At 33.3% G+C, this 17,591-nt stretch carries 17 protein-coding genes and 8 pseudogenes; 11 read left to right on the top strand and 14 right to left on the bottom strand.

Going from position 1 to position 17,591, the window contains the following annotated elements:
- The first annotated feature begins 305 nt into the window (after positions 1-305).
- A pseudogene (locus M3L71_RS07515) lies at positions 306-1,311 on the top strand (IS630 family transposase).
- Entirely contained in the window at positions 1,311-1,508 is a 198-nt protein-coding gene (locus M3L71_RS07510) for a hypothetical protein (protein WP_280143547.1), read from the top strand. Before M3L71_RS07515 ends, M3L71_RS07510 begins: the two are co-directional and overlap by 1 nt.
- Positions 1,509-1,541: 33 nt before the next feature.
- Here M3L71_RS07510 and M3L71_RS07505 read toward each other — a convergent pair whose 3' ends face one another.
- The gene (locus M3L71_RS07505; protein WP_280143546.1) at positions 1,542-2,312 is read right to left on the bottom strand and encodes a CDP-alcohol phosphatidyltransferase family protein; all 771 of its coding nucleotides are present in this window, start codon (positions 2,310-2,312) and stop codon (positions 1,542-1,544) included.
- Positions 2,309-2,992 carry a phosphatidylserine decarboxylase gene (locus M3L71_RS07500; RefSeq protein ID WP_280143545.1) on the bottom strand — a complete coding sequence of 228 codons (684 nt, stop codon included), beginning with the start codon at positions 2,990-2,992 and terminating at the stop codon, positions 2,309-2,311. The genes M3L71_RS07505 and M3L71_RS07500 overlap by 4 nt, the downstream gene beginning before the upstream one ends.
- 554 nt (positions 2,993-3,546) lie before the next feature.
- Here M3L71_RS07500 and M3L71_RS07495 point away from each other — a divergent pair.
- Both M3L71_RS07495 and M3L71_RS07490 read left to right on the top strand, forming a co-directional pair.
- Positions 3,547-4,566, top strand: a complete 1,020-nt coding sequence (locus M3L71_RS07495) for an IS110 family RNA-guided transposase (protein ID WP_280143544.1) — start codon at positions 3,547-3,549, stop codon at positions 4,564-4,566.
- 287 nt (positions 4,567-4,853) lie between these two features.
- Positions 4,854-5,000 (top strand): annotated as a pseudogene (locus M3L71_RS07490) (IS110 family transposase); the annotation flags it as partial.
- A gap of 13 nt (positions 5,001-5,013) precedes the next feature.
- Here the strand turns inward: M3L71_RS07490 and M3L71_RS07485 are convergent.
- From M3L71_RS07485 to M3L71_RS07455, 7 genes and pseudogenes are all read right to left on the bottom strand, one after another.
- Positions 5,014-6,019, bottom strand: a pseudogene (locus tag M3L71_RS07485) (IS630 family transposase).
- A gap of 87 nt (positions 6,020-6,106) precedes the next feature.
- Positions 6,107-7,144 carry a phosphoribosylformylglycinamidine cyclo-ligase gene (purM, locus tag M3L71_RS07480; RefSeq protein ID WP_280143543.1) on the bottom strand — a complete coding sequence of 346 codons (1,038 nt, stop codon included), beginning with the start codon at positions 7,142-7,144 and terminating at the stop codon, positions 6,107-6,109.
- A gap of 98 nt (positions 7,145-7,242) precedes the next feature.
- Positions 7,243-7,503 (bottom strand): transposase, encoded by a 261-nt coding sequence (locus M3L71_RS08500; RefSeq protein WP_410543483.1) that lies wholly within the window; start codon positions 7,501-7,503, stop codon positions 7,243-7,245.
- A 37-nt stretch (positions 7,504-7,540) separates the two neighbouring features.
- Positions 7,541-7,684, bottom strand: a complete 144-nt coding sequence (locus M3L71_RS07470; protein WP_280143202.1) for a hypothetical protein — start codon at positions 7,682-7,684, stop codon at positions 7,541-7,543.
- Positions 7,681-8,532, bottom strand: a pseudogene (locus tag M3L71_RS07465) (IS630 family transposase). Before M3L71_RS07465 ends, M3L71_RS07470 begins: the two are co-directional and overlap by 4 nt.
- Positions 8,533-8,591: 59 nt before the next feature.
- Positions 8,592-9,492: pseudogene (locus tag M3L71_RS07460) on the bottom strand (IS630 family transposase); the annotation flags it as partial.
- Positions 9,493-9,556: 64 nt separating this feature from the next.
- Positions 9,557-10,384, bottom strand: coding sequence for an IS630 family transposase (locus tag M3L71_RS07455; RefSeq protein ID WP_280143542.1), 828 nt, complete (start codon positions 10,382-10,384; stop codon positions 9,557-9,559).
- A 101-nt stretch (positions 10,385-10,485) separates the two neighbouring features.
- Here M3L71_RS07455 and M3L71_RS07450 point away from each other — a divergent pair, with 101 nt between their 5' ends.
- The gene (locus tag M3L71_RS07450; RefSeq protein ID WP_012481935.1) at positions 10,486-10,761 is read left to right on the top strand and encodes a hypothetical protein; all 276 of its coding nucleotides are present in this window, start codon (positions 10,486-10,488) and stop codon (positions 10,759-10,761) included.
- Complete coding sequence (locus M3L71_RS07445) at positions 10,725-11,111, top strand: histidine phosphotransferase family protein (protein WP_225247280.1); 387 nt, start codon at positions 10,725-10,727, stop codon at positions 11,109-11,111. The genes M3L71_RS07450 and M3L71_RS07445 overlap by 37 nt, the downstream gene beginning before the upstream one ends.
- Before the next feature lie 143 nt (positions 11,112-11,254).
- Here the strand turns inward: M3L71_RS07445 and M3L71_RS07440 are convergent.
- A pseudogene (locus M3L71_RS07440) lies at positions 11,255-12,582 on the bottom strand (IS4 family transposase).
- A gap of 246 nt (positions 12,583-12,828) precedes the next feature.
- On the opposite strand from M3L71_RS07440, the gene virB9 reads away from it, so the two are divergent.
- On the top strand, positions 12,829-13,614 hold the full coding sequence (virB9, locus tag M3L71_RS07435; RefSeq protein ID WP_280143540.1) for a P-type conjugative transfer protein VirB9: 786 nt from the start codon (positions 12,829-12,831) through the stop codon (positions 13,612-13,614).
- On the opposite strand, the gene M3L71_RS07430 is transcribed toward virB9, so the two are convergent.
- Positions 13,598-14,215, bottom strand: a complete 618-nt coding sequence (locus M3L71_RS07430; protein WP_280143539.1) for a ribonuclease HII — start codon at positions 14,213-14,215, stop codon at positions 13,598-13,600. The two genes, virB9 and M3L71_RS07430, sit on opposite strands and share 17 nt — an antisense overlap.
- A gap of 5 nt (positions 14,216-14,220) precedes the next feature.
- Positions 14,221-15,201 (bottom strand): phospho-N-acetylmuramoyl-pentapeptide-transferase, encoded by a 981-nt coding sequence (gene mraY, locus M3L71_RS07425; protein ID WP_280144180.1) that lies wholly within the window; start codon positions 15,199-15,201, stop codon positions 14,221-14,223.
- A gap of 157 nt (positions 15,202-15,358) precedes the next feature.
- On the opposite strand from mraY, the gene M3L71_RS07420 reads away from it, so the two are divergent.
- The 3 genes and pseudogenes from M3L71_RS07420 to M3L71_RS07410 all read left to right on the top strand — a co-directional run.
- The gene (locus M3L71_RS07420) at positions 15,359-15,559 is read left to right on the top strand and encodes a hypothetical protein (RefSeq protein WP_280143538.1); all 201 of its coding nucleotides are present in this window, start codon (positions 15,359-15,361) and stop codon (positions 15,557-15,559) included.
- 243 nt (positions 15,560-15,802) lie between these two features.
- On the top strand, positions 15,803-16,324 hold the full coding sequence (locus M3L71_RS07415) for a hypothetical protein (protein ID WP_280143537.1): 522 nt from the start codon (positions 15,803-15,805) through the stop codon (positions 16,322-16,324).
- Positions 16,325-16,392: 68 nt separating this feature from the next.
- Positions 16,393-16,680, top strand: a pseudogene (locus tag M3L71_RS07410) (DNA-3-methyladenine glycosylase); the annotation flags it as partial.
- Here M3L71_RS07410 and M3L71_RS07405 read toward each other — a convergent pair.
- Positions 16,629-16,769, bottom strand: coding sequence for a hypothetical protein (locus M3L71_RS07405; protein ID WP_280143536.1), 141 nt, complete (start codon positions 16,767-16,769; stop codon positions 16,629-16,631). The pseudogene M3L71_RS07410 and the gene M3L71_RS07405 sit on opposite strands and share 52 nt — an antisense overlap.
- Here M3L71_RS07405 and M3L71_RS07400 point away from each other — a divergent pair.
- Positions 16,763-17,086: pseudogene (locus tag M3L71_RS07400) on the top strand (IS630-like element ISWpi10 family transposase); the annotation flags it as partial. The gene M3L71_RS07405 and the pseudogene M3L71_RS07400 overlap by 7 nt on opposite strands.
- Here M3L71_RS07400 and M3L71_RS07395 read toward each other — a convergent pair.
- On the bottom strand, positions 17,076-17,588 hold the full coding sequence (locus M3L71_RS07395) for an IS630 family transposase (protein ID WP_280144179.1): 513 nt from the start codon (positions 17,586-17,588) through the stop codon (positions 17,076-17,078). The pseudogene M3L71_RS07400 and the gene M3L71_RS07395 sit on opposite strands and share 11 nt — an antisense overlap.
- Positions 17,589-17,591: the final 3 nt, after the last annotated feature.

The following is a 17,591-nucleotide window of genomic DNA, read 5'->3' as shown; positions in this document are numbered from 1 at the left end:
AATGCTAATGAGCAAAGTATTCTAGACATTAATTTCAAGAGAGTGCAACAGAATTTGCTAAGTCATTTTGAAGATATTATTCCTAATGATATTACAAGATTTCCAGAAATTGAAAAAAAGGTATCAGGTTTTACCAAAGGTTACATTGCTCAGTATAGATATATAGTATTTTCTAAAATGAATGATAAATTTCCATTATGGTATTACCAACCAAAAGTTGTAATACCAATTCCCGCTATAGAAAGAACAGATAGAGAATAATGGGGAAAAAGTCATACTAGAGTAAGTGAAATAGCGAGGTATAAATGGCATTAAGGTCAAAACTATTAGACGAAAGAGTTGTAAATTTAGCGAAAGAAATGTTAAAAAAGGTAAGAAATAACGCATATGTTTCAAAAAAGTTACAAGCGGTGATAGCAGGAAAAGAAAGTAGTATAAGCGCTGTGGCAAGAATATGTAAAATTTCAAGGACTGCTTTGACTGAATGGATAAAGCATCTAAAATTTGGTAGAGTAGAAAAATTATTTGCCCCGTTTCAGCGGAGAAGAAAAAGCAAATTAAACAAAAATCAACGTGAGCAAATTGAAATATGGGTAGAAAGAAATCCAAATATTACTATTAAGGAAGTACAAATAAAAATCTCAGAGGAATTTGCCCTAAACATCAGCAAATCAACAGTGCACCGTGAGATACAAAGGATGAAATTTTCTTACATAACACCGAGGCCAATGCACCATAAACAAGATAAAAACAAGCAAGAAGAGTTTAAAAGATACTTCAATAAAATAGTCAATTTCCACCCTAAAAGGGAGGTGTTTTTTTGATGAATCACGATTTGGGACTCATTCAAAAATCGGACACGGATGGTTTAAAAAAGGGGTCAGAACGCAGGTTAAAATGAAAATTGGTAGACAAAATTTCTATATCTAAAGTGCGGTAAATCCAAGAAGTGGTAAGAAAATTAGCCTACTTGCTCCATATGTAAACACTGATTGTATGAATATATTTCTGGAGCAGATGTCGAAAGATTTAGGCACGAAAGAAGCCTTTCTTGTAATGGATTGTGCAAGTTGGCATAGATCAAAAAGTTTGAAAATTCAGGAAAACATTACCATCATATACTTGCCTCCTTATTCACCGGAACTGAATCCTGTTGAAAGGTTGTGGCAATATATCAAATACAATACTTTACGCAATAGTATCTACGATACCATAGGTTTACTTGAAGATGTTTTGTGTAATTTTATTGTCAATATTTCCAGTACTACTATTAAACGAGTTTGTAATGTTTCTTATTTGTTCCGTCAGTAATGGATTTTGGTATAAATACGTTAGATTTGATAATAAAAATTGATGATTCAGAACCTATAAAAACTATAGGCGAGTATCTTGATTCTGAACACGAAGATTTTCTTACTTGGTATATGAAAAATAGTAAAGCCAAAAATTTAACTGAGCTCAAGGTATCAGAAAAGCTGACAAAATTGAAAGAAGGGCCTTCTGCTTAAAGATTTTTGATTTATTATTCAGAAAAGAAGTAATCAACGAATTTTACATACATAATATATATAAAGTCCAGTGCTTATTGGAATAGTAAGTATATACAATGCGCCTAAAATTGGTAGTGTTATCCAGGGCTTGCTTATAAACAGTATGATCAATATTCCAAAAAACGACACAAATATATAGGATAGGCTTCTAGGAACATAAATGTACTTTGCAGAGAAAGTTGGAATATGACTTATCGAAAAAAATGAAATGGCCAAAAAGTAACAAGCTGTATTCTTTACGTTAAAAAATTGCTCTATAAGAAGTAAGTATTCACTCTCATGAGATTGGAAGGTAATAATTATTGGTAACAGAGCAAGTAAAGCGCATACAGGAGCTGGAACGCCGGAAAAGAAAAATTTTTTCCAGTATAATTGCTCTAAATGTAGCGAAACATTGAATCTTGCAAGTCTTATTGATATGCAGATTACATATATCATTACTAAGATCCAACCTACAACTTTAATTTCCTTTAATTTCCAAAAATATAAAAGAAAAGCAGGTGCTGAACCAAAATTTAGAAAATCTGCAAAAGAATCAAGCTGTGCTCCAAAATCGCTAGTTGATTTTAGAATTCTTGCTATTCTGCCATCCATTCCATCTATTATTGCTGCAATGATAATAAAAATTGCTGAAAATTCCCATTGTTCATTAAATGTGAATTTAAGTGAAGTAAGGCCAGCACATAAACCTAGTAAAGTTATAAAATTTGGAAATAACTTTGTAATAGGTAAGGATTTACCGTTACTTTCATCGTTATTCATACAATGTCAAAGGTAAGCTTCTCTTGTTTATTTAAATCTGCTATAACTGTCTCACCACCAATAACAGTTTGGCCTTCTGAGACTCTTACCTCTATTCCAGCAGGGATATAAATATTTACTCTACTGCCAAATCTTATAATTCCAAACCTTTCACCTGCTTTTACATTCTGAGACGCTCTTAAATTACAAACAATGCGGCGTGCGATAAATCCAGCTATTTGTTCCACAATGATTTCTTTTTCCTTTTCATACTCAATCACAATAACCTGCTTTTCATTTTCATTACTGGACCTATTACTCATTGCAGAAACAAACTTGCCTTTCTTGTAGCTCATTTCCTTTATCGTACCAGATATTGGTATACGATTCACATGAACATTTAAAACACTTAGAAATATGCTGACAAGCGTAAACTTTTTCTCTTCTCTATTCTCTTCTGATAAAGGGTAACTAACTTCTTCAATTTTTGAAACCACACCATCAGCGGGACTTAATATAAAATCCTTATTGTTTGGTACAGATCTTGCTGGATCACGAAAGAAATAAGTACATAGTAGTGTTGGTAATAAGCAAGTAATTCCAGTCCCCCAAGATATAGAAAATGCTATACACGTTACTATAAAGGAAACAATTATAAATAAATAACCTTCTCTGTTTATGTTAGGCAAACCAAAGCACATAACTTATTCTTAATAATTCATTATTAACAATTTATCATTTATAATTTCTCATGAAAAGCTTTTTTTCACTTCTTCACTTTTGGAATGCTTATATAAGCATTGATGGATATTAAATCTTTAATAAAAATCAAAGATTTTTAGCTGTTGTTAATATTATTTTAATAAAAAATTAACAATTATTCTTAATAATGTATGAATTATTATGTTCGTAATTTCGTATGACAGGGGAAATAGAAAAAGATGAATCTCCTTCCTTATACTCTGCAATTCGGATGGGTGATATTGAAGCTACAGAGCTACTAATAAAGTCTGGTGCAAACGGTGTGCCGTAGAGACACAAAGAATGTTCAAGTAAGAGCAAACTAAGTGCAAAAGCTGCACAGTAGATGAGGGTAGGTCCCTCGGAGCCGGTTTACAAGAGCAGGCTTCAAACAACATACTGTAATTGCGATTGAATGATGGAGAGACATACTCCATTATTTTAGCACGAAGTAACAAGTTCAATGAATCTGTTCTTCAAAAATAATTTAAACCTTTACAGTAGGAGTAGTCTTATGAAATATTATAGCGGATTAGATTTGTCACTCAAAGAAACTTTTGTAAGTATCGTTGATGAGAAAGGAAAAATTGTTAAAGAAGAAATTGTTGCAAGTGAGAGCAGTGCAATAGCTGAGTTTCTGCTTAGTCAAAGCAGAGAATACGAATCCATAGGAATAGAAAGTGGGCAATTGTCAATATCGATGTGCAAAGAGTTAAGGAGCTTTGAATTACCAGTAATTTGTGTAGATGCGAGGCATATGGCAGCATCATTGTCTGCGAGAATCAATAAAAACGATAAAAATGATGCAAGGGGTATAGCACAAATGATGAGAGCTGGGCTGTATAAAGAGGTATTAGTAAAATCAGATGAGTCTTGTCAAGTTAAGGTAACGCTCGGAAGTAGAAGGCAGTTAATGTATTGCAGAGAGCAAATTATGGGAACAATAAGAGGGCTATTGAAGATATACGGAATAAATCTTGGCAAGAAGTCAAAGATTGTAATCTTTTCTTTAAAAGTGCAAGAAGCAATAAAAGATCTAGATAAAGTCAGTAAGGATTCAATTGAAGCATTAGTTTGTAGTTTGGAAATAATAGAAGAATCAATAAAAAAGCTTGATAAAATATTATCAGAGAAAGGCAAGAAAGACGAAGATTGCAAATTATTAACTACTGTACCAGGAGTTGGTATTATAGTAGCAATGACGTATAAGGCTACAATTGATAATCCACATAGGTTTGAAACATCTGATACAGTCGGAGCCTATATGGGATTGACGCCAAGACAGTACGCTTCTGGAGAAGTTAATCGTCATGGTAGCATATCAAAGATGGGACCGGTAGAATGTAGAAATATGTTGTATGAAGCTGCGCATACAATACTGACAGTTAGCAAGAAAAAATTCAAATTAAAAAGCTGGGGAATAAAGCTTGCAAAAAAGAAGGGTGTAAAGAAAGCAGTAGTTGCATTAGCAAGAAAACTAGCTTTAATTATGCATAGAATGTTGGTTGATAAAACAGAATTTTATTATCAATAAACACTAAAGGAGTATAGGACAATAATTTTATTGAAAGTAAAGATAGTAATGCCGATGGAAGGGATAAGCAAGAGCTATGGTTGAAGCGTAGACTTCGTAAACAACATGTTGCCATCCACTTCCGCCCTAACAAGTATAGTGCGGCTTGGCTAAAATTAAACTAGCCATATCAGACCGCGGAGAGAACCATGGAAGCATGCTATTTTTAATTTATATCAAGGATTATGGAGGAAATATGCTATTTTGATCTATGTGAAAATTATTGTTGACTTGTACGCAATTAGAGAACCTTGGTTGCACTTTGTCAACGTCGTGATGACATCACGCAAATGAGAACTCAGGAAAAATGTAGACTGGAAGCACCTGAAAACGACCATATAAGGGAAAGTTGTCAAAAAACTATTGAATTCTTTAATGGCCAAATAGATGAACTCATACCAAAATCCATTACTGACGGAACAAATAAGAAACATTACAAACTCGTTTAATAGTAGTACTGGAAATATTGACAATAAAATTACACAAAACATCTTCAAGTAAACCTATGGTATCGTAGATACTATTGCGTAAAGTATTGTATTTGATATATTGCCACAACCTTTCAACAGGATTCAGTTCCGGTGAATAAGGAGGCAAGTATATGATGGTAATGTTTTCCTGAATTTTCAAACTTTTTGATCTATGCCAACTTGCACAATCCATTACAAGAAAGGCTTCTTTCGTGCCTAAATCTTTCGACATCTGCTCCAGAAATATATTCATACAATCAGTGTTTACATATGGAGCAAGTAGGCTAATTTTCTTACCACTTCTTGGATTTACCGCACTTTAGATATAGAAATTTTGTCTACCAATTTTCATTTTAACCTGCGTTCTGACCCCTTTTTTAAACCATCCGTGTCCGATTTTTGAATGAGTCCCAAATCGTGATTCATCAAAAAAACACCTCCCTTTTAGGGTGGAAATTGACTATTTTATTGAAGTATCTTTTAAACTCTTCTTGCTTGTTTTTATCTTGTTTATGGTGCATTGGCCTCGGTGTTATGTAAGAAAATTTCATCCTTTGTATCTCACGGTGCACTGTTGATTTGCTGATGTTTAGGGCAAATTCCTCTGAGATTTTTATTTGTACTTCCTTAATAGTAATATTTGGATTTCTTTCTACCCATATTTCAATTTGCTCACGTTGATTTTTGTTTAATTTGCTTTTTCTTCTCCGCTGAAACAGGGCAAATAATTTTTCTACTCTACCAAATTTTAGATGCTTTATCCATTCAGTCAAAGCAGTCCTTGAAATTTTACATATTCTTGCCACAGCGCTTATACTACTTTCTTTTCCTGCTATCACCGCTTGTAACTTTTTTGAAACATATGCGTTATTTCTTACCTTTTTTAACATTTCTTTCGCTAAATTTACAACTCTTTCGTCTAATAGTTTTGACCTTAATGCCATTTATACCTCGCTATTTCACTTACTCTAGTATGACTTTTTCCCCATTATTCTCTATCTGTTCTTTCTATAGCGGGAATTGGTATTAGACTAACTAAATACCACTCTATCAAGTGGAGGGTTACATGCCTCATCAAGTTTTCCAATAATCTCAATTTTTTCTCCACGCTTTTGGAAATGGCTTTCCACATCCTTCATATTATCGGGATCTACAATCAGTACTATACCTATGCCGCAATTAAATGTTTTTAACATTTCTCTCTTTTCTATTTTGCCTTCTTCTTTCAGCCATAAAAATATATCTGGCCATTTCCAAGAATTAATATTTATGTCTACAAATAAATTTCCTGAGAGAATTCTTGGGATATTGTCTATTAACCCGCCACCTGTTATATGCGCAATGCCTTTTACCTTTGGCATAATAGGCAACAAAGAATCAACATATATCTTTGTTGGCTTAAGTAATATTTCACCCCAAGATTTATTATTCCATGGAGATATATCATTATAATTTATACCTAAGCTTTTAAAAATATGGCGCACCAAAGAAAATCCATTTGAGTGAATTCCATTTGATTCTAAACCAACTACACAGTCACCTGCTTTCATTATACTACAATTTGGAAGAATTTGCTTTCGATCAACAACACCAACCACAAACCCTGCAAGGTCATAGTGATTGTTACCATACATTCCAGGCATTTCTGCAGTTTCTCCACCAACTAATGCTATTTTAGATTCCTTGCACCCTTCTGCAATGCCCTGGATTAGAGACAATAAAACGTTTTTGTTTAAAACGCCTGTTGCAAAGTAATCAAGGAAAAATAAAGGTGTTGCTCCTTGTGCAAGTAAATCATTTACACACATTGCAACTAAGTCTATACCTATAGTATCATGCTTATTCACCTCTTGAGCTATTAATAGTTTTGTGCCCACTCCATCAGTTGAGGAAACAAGTACTGGATGGTCGTATTTCTTACTCAGCGAAGAAAAGTCAAACAATGCAGAAAATGATCCTACTTCACTAATTACTTCTTCTCCTTTAGTCTTTTCAATAATAGGTTTAACTTTTTTTATTAGTTCATTATATAGTTTAAGGTCTATTCCAGATTTAGCATAAGTATTCATAACGCCTTCATAAATCTTATAATTATTAATACTACATTAATGCTTTGACACAAAAAGCGCAACGAAACTTTCTCTTAAATTGACTACTATAGTATTTTCTAAAATGAATGATAAATTTCCATTATGGTATTACCAACCAAAAGTTGTAAGTCTGTACATTTATACATTAGAGGTCTGAGGCGGCTTTTGATGGTATGCCAACAGTGTTCTATGGGATTCAAATCTGGTGAATATGTTGGAAGATACAGCACATGAAAGCCAAAAGACTCTATTAATGATTTTGTTTTAGTGGTCTTATGAAATGTAGCATTATCCATAACTATGGTTGTGCCAAGTGGCAATTTAGGTAATAATACCAAAATCCATTACTGACCGAACAAATAATACCAAAATCCATTACTGACGGAACAAATAAGAAACATTACAAACTCGTTTAATAGTAGTACTGGAAATATTGACAATAAAATTACACAAAACATCTTCAAGTAAACCTATGGTATCGTAGATATAGCTCTTTTCATAATAGTCCGGAAAGTTCATAGAAAAGCAGAATCAACAGCATGACGAAAAGATGTGAATAGAGGGATGTTTTTCCTAGCTCTATTTTTTATAGCAAACCAATGATGCTCAATTTTATTGAAATCTGGGGAATACGTAGGAAGATACAAAATTTCAGCACCAACTTCTTTAGCAAGTTCAGTAATCTTATTAGACTTATGAAAAGTAGCATTATCAAGGATAACAGTTTGTCCAGGTTCCAAAATAGGTGTCAAAAACTGCTCAAACCATTTATTAAAGATATCCATATTACAATGGCCCTCAAATGTTAACGGAACAACTATTTTTCTACTATTTAGAGCTGCAATCATGCTAATTCGTTGAGTTTTCTTTCCAGATTTTAGGGCATAAAATCGCTGTCCTTTCTGAGAATATCCATAGGGATAGTCTTCGGTATTATCAATACCAGATTCATCTATATATACTAAGTTTTGAGGTTCTTTCGTTGCTATAATTTTCAAAAATTCAGCACGTTTTTCTTCATTCCTTTCTTTGTATCCATATGTCTTTTTTGCGTGTGAGTCCAATTTTTTAAGAGCTAGATGAATCGTTGGGATACTAACATTACTCCAAAGCTTAGCCATTTCCGATAGAGTTTTTCCACCATGTTTTTGGCAAATTCAGTAAATTTATTCCAGTCGGTAATTTTATGATTATAACCTCCATTTCCAAGTTTTTCGACTGAAAATCTCCTGTTTCTTTTTCTTTGCTGCCACTCCCATAATGTAGTTCTTCCAATTTTAAATCTTTCTGCTACCGTTTCTCTGCTTTCCCCTTCGTCTAGTACCTCCATTGCTTTTTCTTAAATCATAACTATATGCTGCTGGCATACTTACCTTCACTACTATAAACTCTTATTTTAAACCGTTTGGACCATTATGAAAAGAGCTATACTATTGCGTAAAGTATTGTATTTGATATATTGCCACAACCTTTCAACAGGATTCAGTTCCGGTGAATAAGGAGGCAAGTATATGATGGTAATGTTTTCCTGAATTTTCAAACTTTTTGATCTATGCCAACTTGCACAATCCATTACAAGAAAGGCTTCTTTCGTGCCTAAATCTTTCGACATCTGCTCCAGAAATATATTCATACAATCAGTGTTTACATATGGAGCAAGTAGGCTAATTTTCTTACCACTTCTTGGATTTACCGCACTTTAGATATAGAAATTTTGTCTACCAATTTTCATTTTAACCTGCGTTCTGACCCCTTTTTTAAACCATCCGTGTCCGATTTTTGAATGAGTCCCAAATCGTGATTCATCAAAAAAAAAACACCTCCCTTTTAGGGTGGAAATTGACTATTTTATTGAAGTATCTTTTAAACTCTTCTTGCTTGTTTTTATCTTGTTTATGGTGCATTGGCCTCGGTGTTATGTAAGAAAATTTCATCCTTTGTATCTCACGGTGCACTGTTGATTTGCTGATGTTTAGGGCAAATTCCTCTGAGATTTTTATTTGTACTTCCTTAATAGTAATATTTGGATTTCTTTCTACCCATATTTCAATTTGCTCACGTTGATTTTTGTTTAATTTGCTTTTTCTTCTCCGCTGAAACGGGGCAAATAATTTTTCTACTCTACCAAATTTTAGATGCTTTATCCATTCAGTCAAAGCAGTCCTTGAAATTTTACATATTCTTGCCACAGCGCTTATACTACTTTCTTTTCCTGCTATCACCGCTTGTAACTTTTTTGAAACATATGCGTTATTTCTTACCTTTTTTAACATTTCTTTCGCTAAATTTACAACTCTTTCGTCTAATAGTTTTGACCTTAATGCCATTTATACCTCGCTATTTCACTTACTCTAGTATGACTTTTTCCCCATTATTCTCTATCTGTTCTTTCTATAGCGGGAATTGGTATAAGTCTGTACATTTATACATTAGAGGTCTGAGGCGGCTTTTGATGGTATGCCAACAGTGTTCTATGGGATTCAAATCTGGTGAATATGTTGGAAGATACAGCACATGAAAGCCAAAAGACTCTATTAATGATTTTGTTTTAGTGGTCTTATGAAATGTAGCATTATCCATAACTATGGTTGTGCCAAGTGGCAATTTAGGTAATAACATCTTCTCCAACAATATATTGAATACCTCTTTTTCACACCCACCTTTGAAAGTCATTGGTGCAATAAATCTCATTCCAATCCACCCGGCTACTATACTGATTCTCTCTCGAGTTCTCCCTGGAACATCTGCATAAATTTTCTTTCCTCTTGGAGCACGTCCATATTCTCGGTATAACTTATTATCAACTCCTGCTTCATCTATATATAAGATGCTGGAATGTTCTATTTTTGAGATTTTATCAATAAATTGCTGCCTATCTTCTTGATTGCGCTCTTGATATAGTGTGACTTTTTTTAAAGTAATTTTTAGCTGTTTTAGTCTATACCAAATTGAATTTATTCCAAATCCAAGATTTTGTTTCATCTCTGCCAGAGTATGATCTGGATTCTTTGTAACATATTCTTCGAGTATTTTTGGGTCTATTTTTCGAATAAAGCTACCGTTTTTAGATGGCTTTAAGCTTTCACCAGCAGCTTTCTTTTTTAACCAGCGGTACAGAGTTGCTATTCCTATCTCCATGAGCTCTGCTATCTCAACCTTTGTCTTCCCTTTTTCTATCATCAATACTGCCTTTTCCCTTAAATCCACACTATATGCCATTATAACTCAAATACTTTATTATACCTTTATCATTTGCTTTGGGAAATACTATACATGCCTACCAATATAGGGTTAACTTAAATCATTTATACTTTTATCAAATGAATAAAAACATAATGTTAATAACAGAGTGCCTATCAGGACGAATTCTTCATGATTTTGCTAGTTCTATGCAAGGAATAGTGGGTGGATTGGAAGAGCTTGAAGAAAACAACCCTAATATGCAAAACGAAGCATTGTCATTGCTTAAAGAAAGCTCCGATGATTTAATATATAAATATAAAGTTATGAAGCAAGCGTATTCTCATTCATCAGATAATTGCAGCTTTGTTAAGACTAAATCCAATATAGAAAATTATTTATTAAAAAAAAAGTAAAGCTTCAGTGGAGAGTAAGTGAATGTCCTACAGAAAACTTAATTGAAAAAATAAATAAGATAATTTCCAATATGGTGATAACTATAATCAGTGCAGTGGCACAAATTGAATTAGTGTCTATTTTATTGACTAAAACAGAAGATAAAACACTACTCACTATAAAAGTAGTAAATGAACATAAATCAATAAGTACATTATTAGTGAGCAAATTAACAAAAAAAAATGATATTCGTTTGGATACAAAAGACATTATTATCTATATGACTTCTTTACTGTTAGAACAGTATAACACTAAAATCAATTGCACTTGTGAAAGTAATTCACTGAATATAGGCTTAACTATAACTTGAGGTGGCTTCATATTTCATAAAAAGGAATCGATACTATAAATTTGAATCTTGGATAAGGAAAGGAAAAATTTTGTGGAGTAACTTAGACATAAAATCTGTAGTTAATTTTTTGCAGGGAGTGTTAATAAACCATACGCGTCGAGTTAAGAGATTGTGAGCAAATTTAGAGAAGTTAAGGTGGATACCCTAGTTTTTCTGCACTTGTCTTTTAATGAAAACTGCGACCAAGTTATGGTAAGCTTTTTGAGAAAAATATTTAAGCCTTTAATTTTATTATTTAGTGCTAAAAATAACTCTCTAACCCGTCTTTTTAGCTCAATAAATGCCTTTGTTAAGCTAAGCTCCGTATTTTTTTTTCAGTTCTGTGCAACCCACTATTCCATGAAATATAAGAATTGCACACAATTTGGCATATAGCTCACATAATACTCTGTATGGCTTTCCTCTCAGCTTATCAATCCTTATATTACTCTTATATAATTTGAACAATAATTCAATTTGCCATCTTATTCGGTAAACTACTAGTATTTGCTCAGCATTAATCTTACTTTTTGGAACATTAGTTATAAATATTGACCAATTTAGTAACTTTTGGTTCCTTTGAGAAGATGTGTATCCATGTGATCTTGCTAACCTATTAGCCTTTCTTCTTCTAGCCACAGCTTGTTCTTCAGTTAGTTTTTAAATATAATTCTTACTTTAACCCTTGTCTCTTTTCCTAACAATACCTCCTGTTCTAGAAAAGATCGATCTCCCAAATGTTCTAGTAAATCTATTTTTGACCTGTCTCTATATCATATATGTTAGTATCGGATTTATAACGACTTATGAAATAAGCTCCTATTTCATTGATGTGTTTAAAAGAACTTGGCACAAAATAACCCAAATCAGATATTAGTAAATCGTTGTTCGATATATTGCTTAAATGGCTTCTATAACCCTGATCTGACCTTATTCCTTCAGTTATATTAAGCTGGTCTAATGTCTGGTTTAGGTAGTCAAAAACTAATTGTAACTTTATTCCAGACTTAGTATTGCTTTCATAACCACTGTAGCTGGTACCATAACCTTTATACATGTCTTCCATACTGTTAGGTAAGCTAATGTAGCTGCTGTCTAATAATTTAACACCTCCAAAGTGCTTCAAGATTCTGCAATCAACTTGTAAGGTATTTTTAAGTAACGTTAAAGATTCATTATACATTCTTTTCATAAATTCCACTGCTTCCTTGGTAAATCTAAAGTCCAGACCTTGTTTTGTTATATTTATCGAGTCTTCATTCAATAATTGACACACTGTCTCTATACTACAATTATCAACCCCTATATTACCCAAAACGATGGCTTTTATGAACTACGAGCCTTTTAGCTTCCTCTTTCTTTTTATGAACCCTGTTGTAGCTGAGATTTTATCTGCTTTTTCATTAAAAAATTCTTTGAGCTTTTTTGAGATGCAAACTATTCTTTTCATTGTATAAGTTCTCCGTTTTCTTTGTTAGATTTAAGAGAACTTATATCTTTTCTTTCTCTTCCTTACACTAAGTTTATTACCACAGTTCCTTAACTTGACGCGTATGGTTTATTTAACACTCCCCTTTTTCCTGCAGTAATGAATTATTATGAAGCTTGCATTTTCTGTCGCTTACTACTGGGATAGCTTAACAGTTGCAGTGCATGTCTATCAATGATAAAATGAAGATCAGTTTATTTTGATACTATGATTAGGGTACTCTTTGTTGCACTATTATTTTTTTGTGGTGGTTATGCACTTGCAAAACAGGAACCAAGACCAATAGCTGGTGATAACCACATAAAGGTAATGAATTATAATCCACAGGCTATACATAAGTACACGGGCTTTTATGGTTATCAATCCAGCATATTGTTTGAGCCAGGGGAGGTAATAGAGAGTCTTTCAATGGGTGATGCAACCGGTTGGCAACTCCTTCCTCAAGGTAATAGATTATTTATTAAGCCTATAGATGATATTGCCGATACTAATGCAACTATAATTACCAATAAAAGAGTTTATTATTTCGAATTTCATGCTGAAGAAGCAAACGGGCTAGATGATCCAAGGTTAGCATATGAAGTAAGGTTTCTTTATCCACTGTTCAACAGTGATGAAATTTATTCAACGAGTAACGGTGATATTCTAGAGCAAGCTAGTCATACCACTATCCCTGATATAAGTGATATTGAGGTTATAAAGAAAGGCTTGAATTTTAACTATTCCATCTCTCACGTTAAAGGCAGTCAATCAATAATACCAATTAAGGTTTTTGATGACGGAAAATTTACATATCTACAATTTAATAAAATAAACTCTGATTTCCCGGCAGTTTTTATGGTTGATTCTGCAGGATATGAATCCTTGATAAATTTTCGTACAGTTGATGACTACCTGATAATTGAAAGAGTAAGCTCGGTATTTACCTTAAGAAACGGATCAATCACAGTCTGCCTGTTTAATGAAAACATACCTTTCAAAAAAGGTAAGTGATTAAAGGCTGTAGTATTCTTATAGGTGCAAAATTCTTTCTATGGTGCTTCGTAATTCCATGAAGGCCAATAGCGCTGAGGTGTTCTTTTGTTCCATATCCCTTATTTTTATACCAATTATATTGAGGATGCTTATTATGCAATTCTTCCATAAGCCGATCTCTTGTAACTTTTGCAACGATTGAAGCAGCTGCGATTGATATACTTAAGCTATCACCATTCACTATAGATTTTACTTGCCATTTTACTTCAGGTGGTTGATTACCATCAACTAGAACATAATCTAGTTCTAGATTCAAGTTTGCCAACGCACGTTTCATTGAAAGCTTTGTTGCTTGCAAAATATTGTATGAGTTTATTTCTTCTACGCTTGCCATTCCTATACCAAATTTTGCAACAGACGTTATTTTTTCGTATAGAACTTGCCTACACTTAGGGGTTAGCTTTTTTGAGTCGTTTATTCCATCAATAACCGTATCTCTATCAGTAAATATTACAGCTGCAGACATCACTGGACCGGCAAGCGGACCTCTTCCTACTTCATCTACTCCTGCTATAATTCCTGATAATGTATTTTCTAATGAAAAGTCTGGATATTTCATAATTCCTATAATAAGAAAGTTAAAGCAAAAATCGAACAAGCAATAGAAATTATCCAAAATTTTATAACTATTGTATTTTCTGACCACCCTTTCTTTTCAAAGTGATGATGTATTGGTGTCATAAGGAAAATTCTTCTTCCTGCTCCATATCTAAATTTTGTATATTTAAAATATGATACCTGAATAATCACAGATAAAGTCTCTATTACAAAGATTATTCCAATAACGGCAAAAAGCATTTCTTTTTTAATTAGAACACTAGTGAGTCCTAAAGCTGCACCGATTGATAGGCTTCCAACATCACCCATAAATATTTTTGCTGGATGTGTGTTAAACCACAAGAAACTTAAAATAGCTCCTATAAATGCAATGCAGAATAAAGTAATGTTTACATCTGTCTGAGTGATGTATGCAATTAGCCCCAAAAAAGAAAAGGAAGTAATGGCTTGAGTTGCAGCAAGGCCATCTAGGCCATCTGTAAGATTCACAGCATTAGAAGAGCCGACAATTACAAATGCAGCAAACGGAAGATATAGATAGCCAAGGTCGATTTCTACTTCTCTAAATAGAGAAATTTTTGTAAAACCTTCAGCAGATTGTAGCTTAAGTATAAACATACAGACCAGAGTAACGACAAACTGAATAAGTATTTTGGTTTTTGCACTTAAACCTCGGTGGTGATTTGTCTTCAATTTTAAATAGTCATCAATAAATCCAAGTAGAGCAAAAAATAGAGTTATAAATACCAGCAATGAAATTTCTGGTGTTAATTGAGTCGAAAGCAGGATTGGTAATAAAGCAGAAGTTAGTATTATTATTCCACCCATAGGTGGTATATTCTTTTTTGTTATTAAATGACTTTCTGGTCCATATGATCTGATTGGTTGTCCATCTTTACTTATCTTTTTTAGAAGTTTTATAAAATAGGGAAAGAGAATAAACCCAAAAATAAATGAGATAAAAAACGTCTTTGTAGATGAGATCACCTGCCTATTCAAAATTAACTAGATATTATACCAAAAGCTTTACCTAATCTCAATTTATACCTTTTTATCAGCTCATTTTATTTGGAGTAAATTTAGTTATTGATTAGTTATAGCAAAGTTTGCATACTGATATTTAGTTAATGGTAAGAGGTGGCATATGTTAGATTATATTAAAAAGCTTTTGTGGGCTACTACAGTACCTGATAATGAGAGTAGAGTTAAAAGTTCTTACACGCATATAGTAGAGAAACCTTCTTTTGGTGATGCAGCTTCAAAGTTGAGTAAGGAAGAAAGGTCAGAAGAGCATCTTGTTCTTCTAAAAGGTAAAGGCAATAGATCTGGTACAACTGTAACATAAGGATCGTCTAGTATTCAGAATGCAGTATCAGGCAAGAACAAGCGTGAATATATCAAATTAGACAGTGATGAAGAATGTGATAAATTCTTTGAGTTACAGAATGATCCAGACACTAATACTACAAACAAAGAACCTTTTTCTCCGAAGAAAGCAGAATCTCACTATCATGGTAAAGAGATTGTAGGCAAGATTGCTGACCAAATTAAGGCAGAGATATCGAAGGTATATACCATAGAGTCCATAATGATAAAAGAAGGCAAAAGGGAAGAGAGTATTGTTTATCCTACCGTGAGAGTTGTGCTACATGCCAATAAAGAAGGAGTAGATATAGCTAAACTTCTAGGCGGTAGTATATGTAAAGAGTATGGTGTAAGAACAATTACATTTTGTCATCCTAATCAAGAAAAAAAGAGGGGGGCATCTTGCTATAGTGATAATGAGGAAAGAGTTTATGAAATAATGAGTGGGTTATATGAAATGACTTTAAAGTGGTATGTTGATGGAAGAGAATGCAAAGTTAAAGTTAACATTGATGGTAAGAATGGTGTAACTCTCCTTGAAGGCAACGGTGTTACTGCAGAGCAGTTGCGTGCAAATAAAGAAGTCAAAATAGGTAAGAGACGTGAGCCAAAATCTTTATATGAAGCGTTAGTACCGCAATTGCAACAAAAGAGCTCTGAATCAGTCAAGGTTTTACAGCAGCCTTCAACAGATGTAACAAATGTGACAACAACACCAACTTCTACTTCTCAGAAATGCTCTTGACTAAATAAATAAGAAAAAGCAAAAATAGTATAACTTGCTTACAAATGTAAGTAACTTGTACTTCTATGATGAATAACACAATATTACCAAGAAATTTCTATGAACGGCCAACTTTAACCGTAGCTGGGGAGCTGCTAGGGAAGATGCTGAAATTTTCTAATTTTAGTGGAATAATAACTGAAGTTGAAGCGTATATAGGAATGGATGACCCAGCTTGTCATGCAGCAAGAGGCTATACTAATCGAACCTCAGTAATGTTTGGTACGCCAGGGTTTTCGTACGTATATTTTATATATGGAATGTACTATTGTCTAAATATTGTAACAGAAGCAGAAGGATTCCCAGCAGCAGTGTTATACCAATTCCCGCTATAGAAAGAACAGATAGAGAATAATGGGGAAAAAGTCATACTAGAGTAAGTGAAATAGCGAGGTATAAATGGCATTAAGGTCAAAACTATTAGACGAAAGAGTTGTAAATTTAGCGAAAGAAATGTTAAAAAAGGTAAGAAATAACGCATATGTTTCAAAAAAGTTACAAGCGGTGATAGCAGGAAAAGAAAGTAGTATAAGCGCTGTGGCAAGAATATGTAAAATTTCAAGGACTGCTTTGACTGAATGGATAAAGCATCTAAAATTTGGTAGAGTAGAAAAATTATTTGCCCCGTTTCAGCGGAGAAGAAAAAGCAAATTAAACAAAAATCAACGTGAGCAAATTGAAATATGGGTAGAAAGAAATCCAAATATTACTATTAAGGAAGTATAGTATTTTCTAAAATGAATGGATAAATTTCCATTATGGTATTACCAACCAAAAGTTGTAAGTCTGTACATTTATACATTAGAGGTCTGAGGCGGCTTTTGATGGTATGCCAACAGTGTTCTATGGGATTCAAATCTGGTGAATATGTTGGAAGATACAGCACATGAAAGCCAAAAGACTCTATTAATGATTTTGTTTTAGTGGTCTTATGAAATGTAGCATTATCCATAACTATGGTTGTGCCAAGTGGCAATTTAGGTAATAACATCTTCTCCAACAATATATTGAATACCTCTTTTTCACACCCACCTTTGAAAGTCATTGGTGCAATAAATCTCATTCCAATCCACCCGGCTACTATACTGATTCTCTCTCGAGTTCTCCCTGGAACATCTGCATAAATTTTCTTTCCTCTTGGAGCACGTCCATATTCTCGGTATAACTTATTATCAACTCCTGCTTCATCTATATATAAGATGCTGGAATGTTCTAGTTTTGAGATTTT

This window comes from Wolbachia endosymbiont of Frankliniella intonsa, from assembly GCF_029856955.1.
GTDB lineage: Bacteria > Pseudomonadota > Alphaproteobacteria > Rickettsiales > Anaplasmataceae > Wolbachia.
Note: the sequence above shows the minus strand (reverse complement) of the source record. Positions and strands in the feature narration are given on the sequence as shown.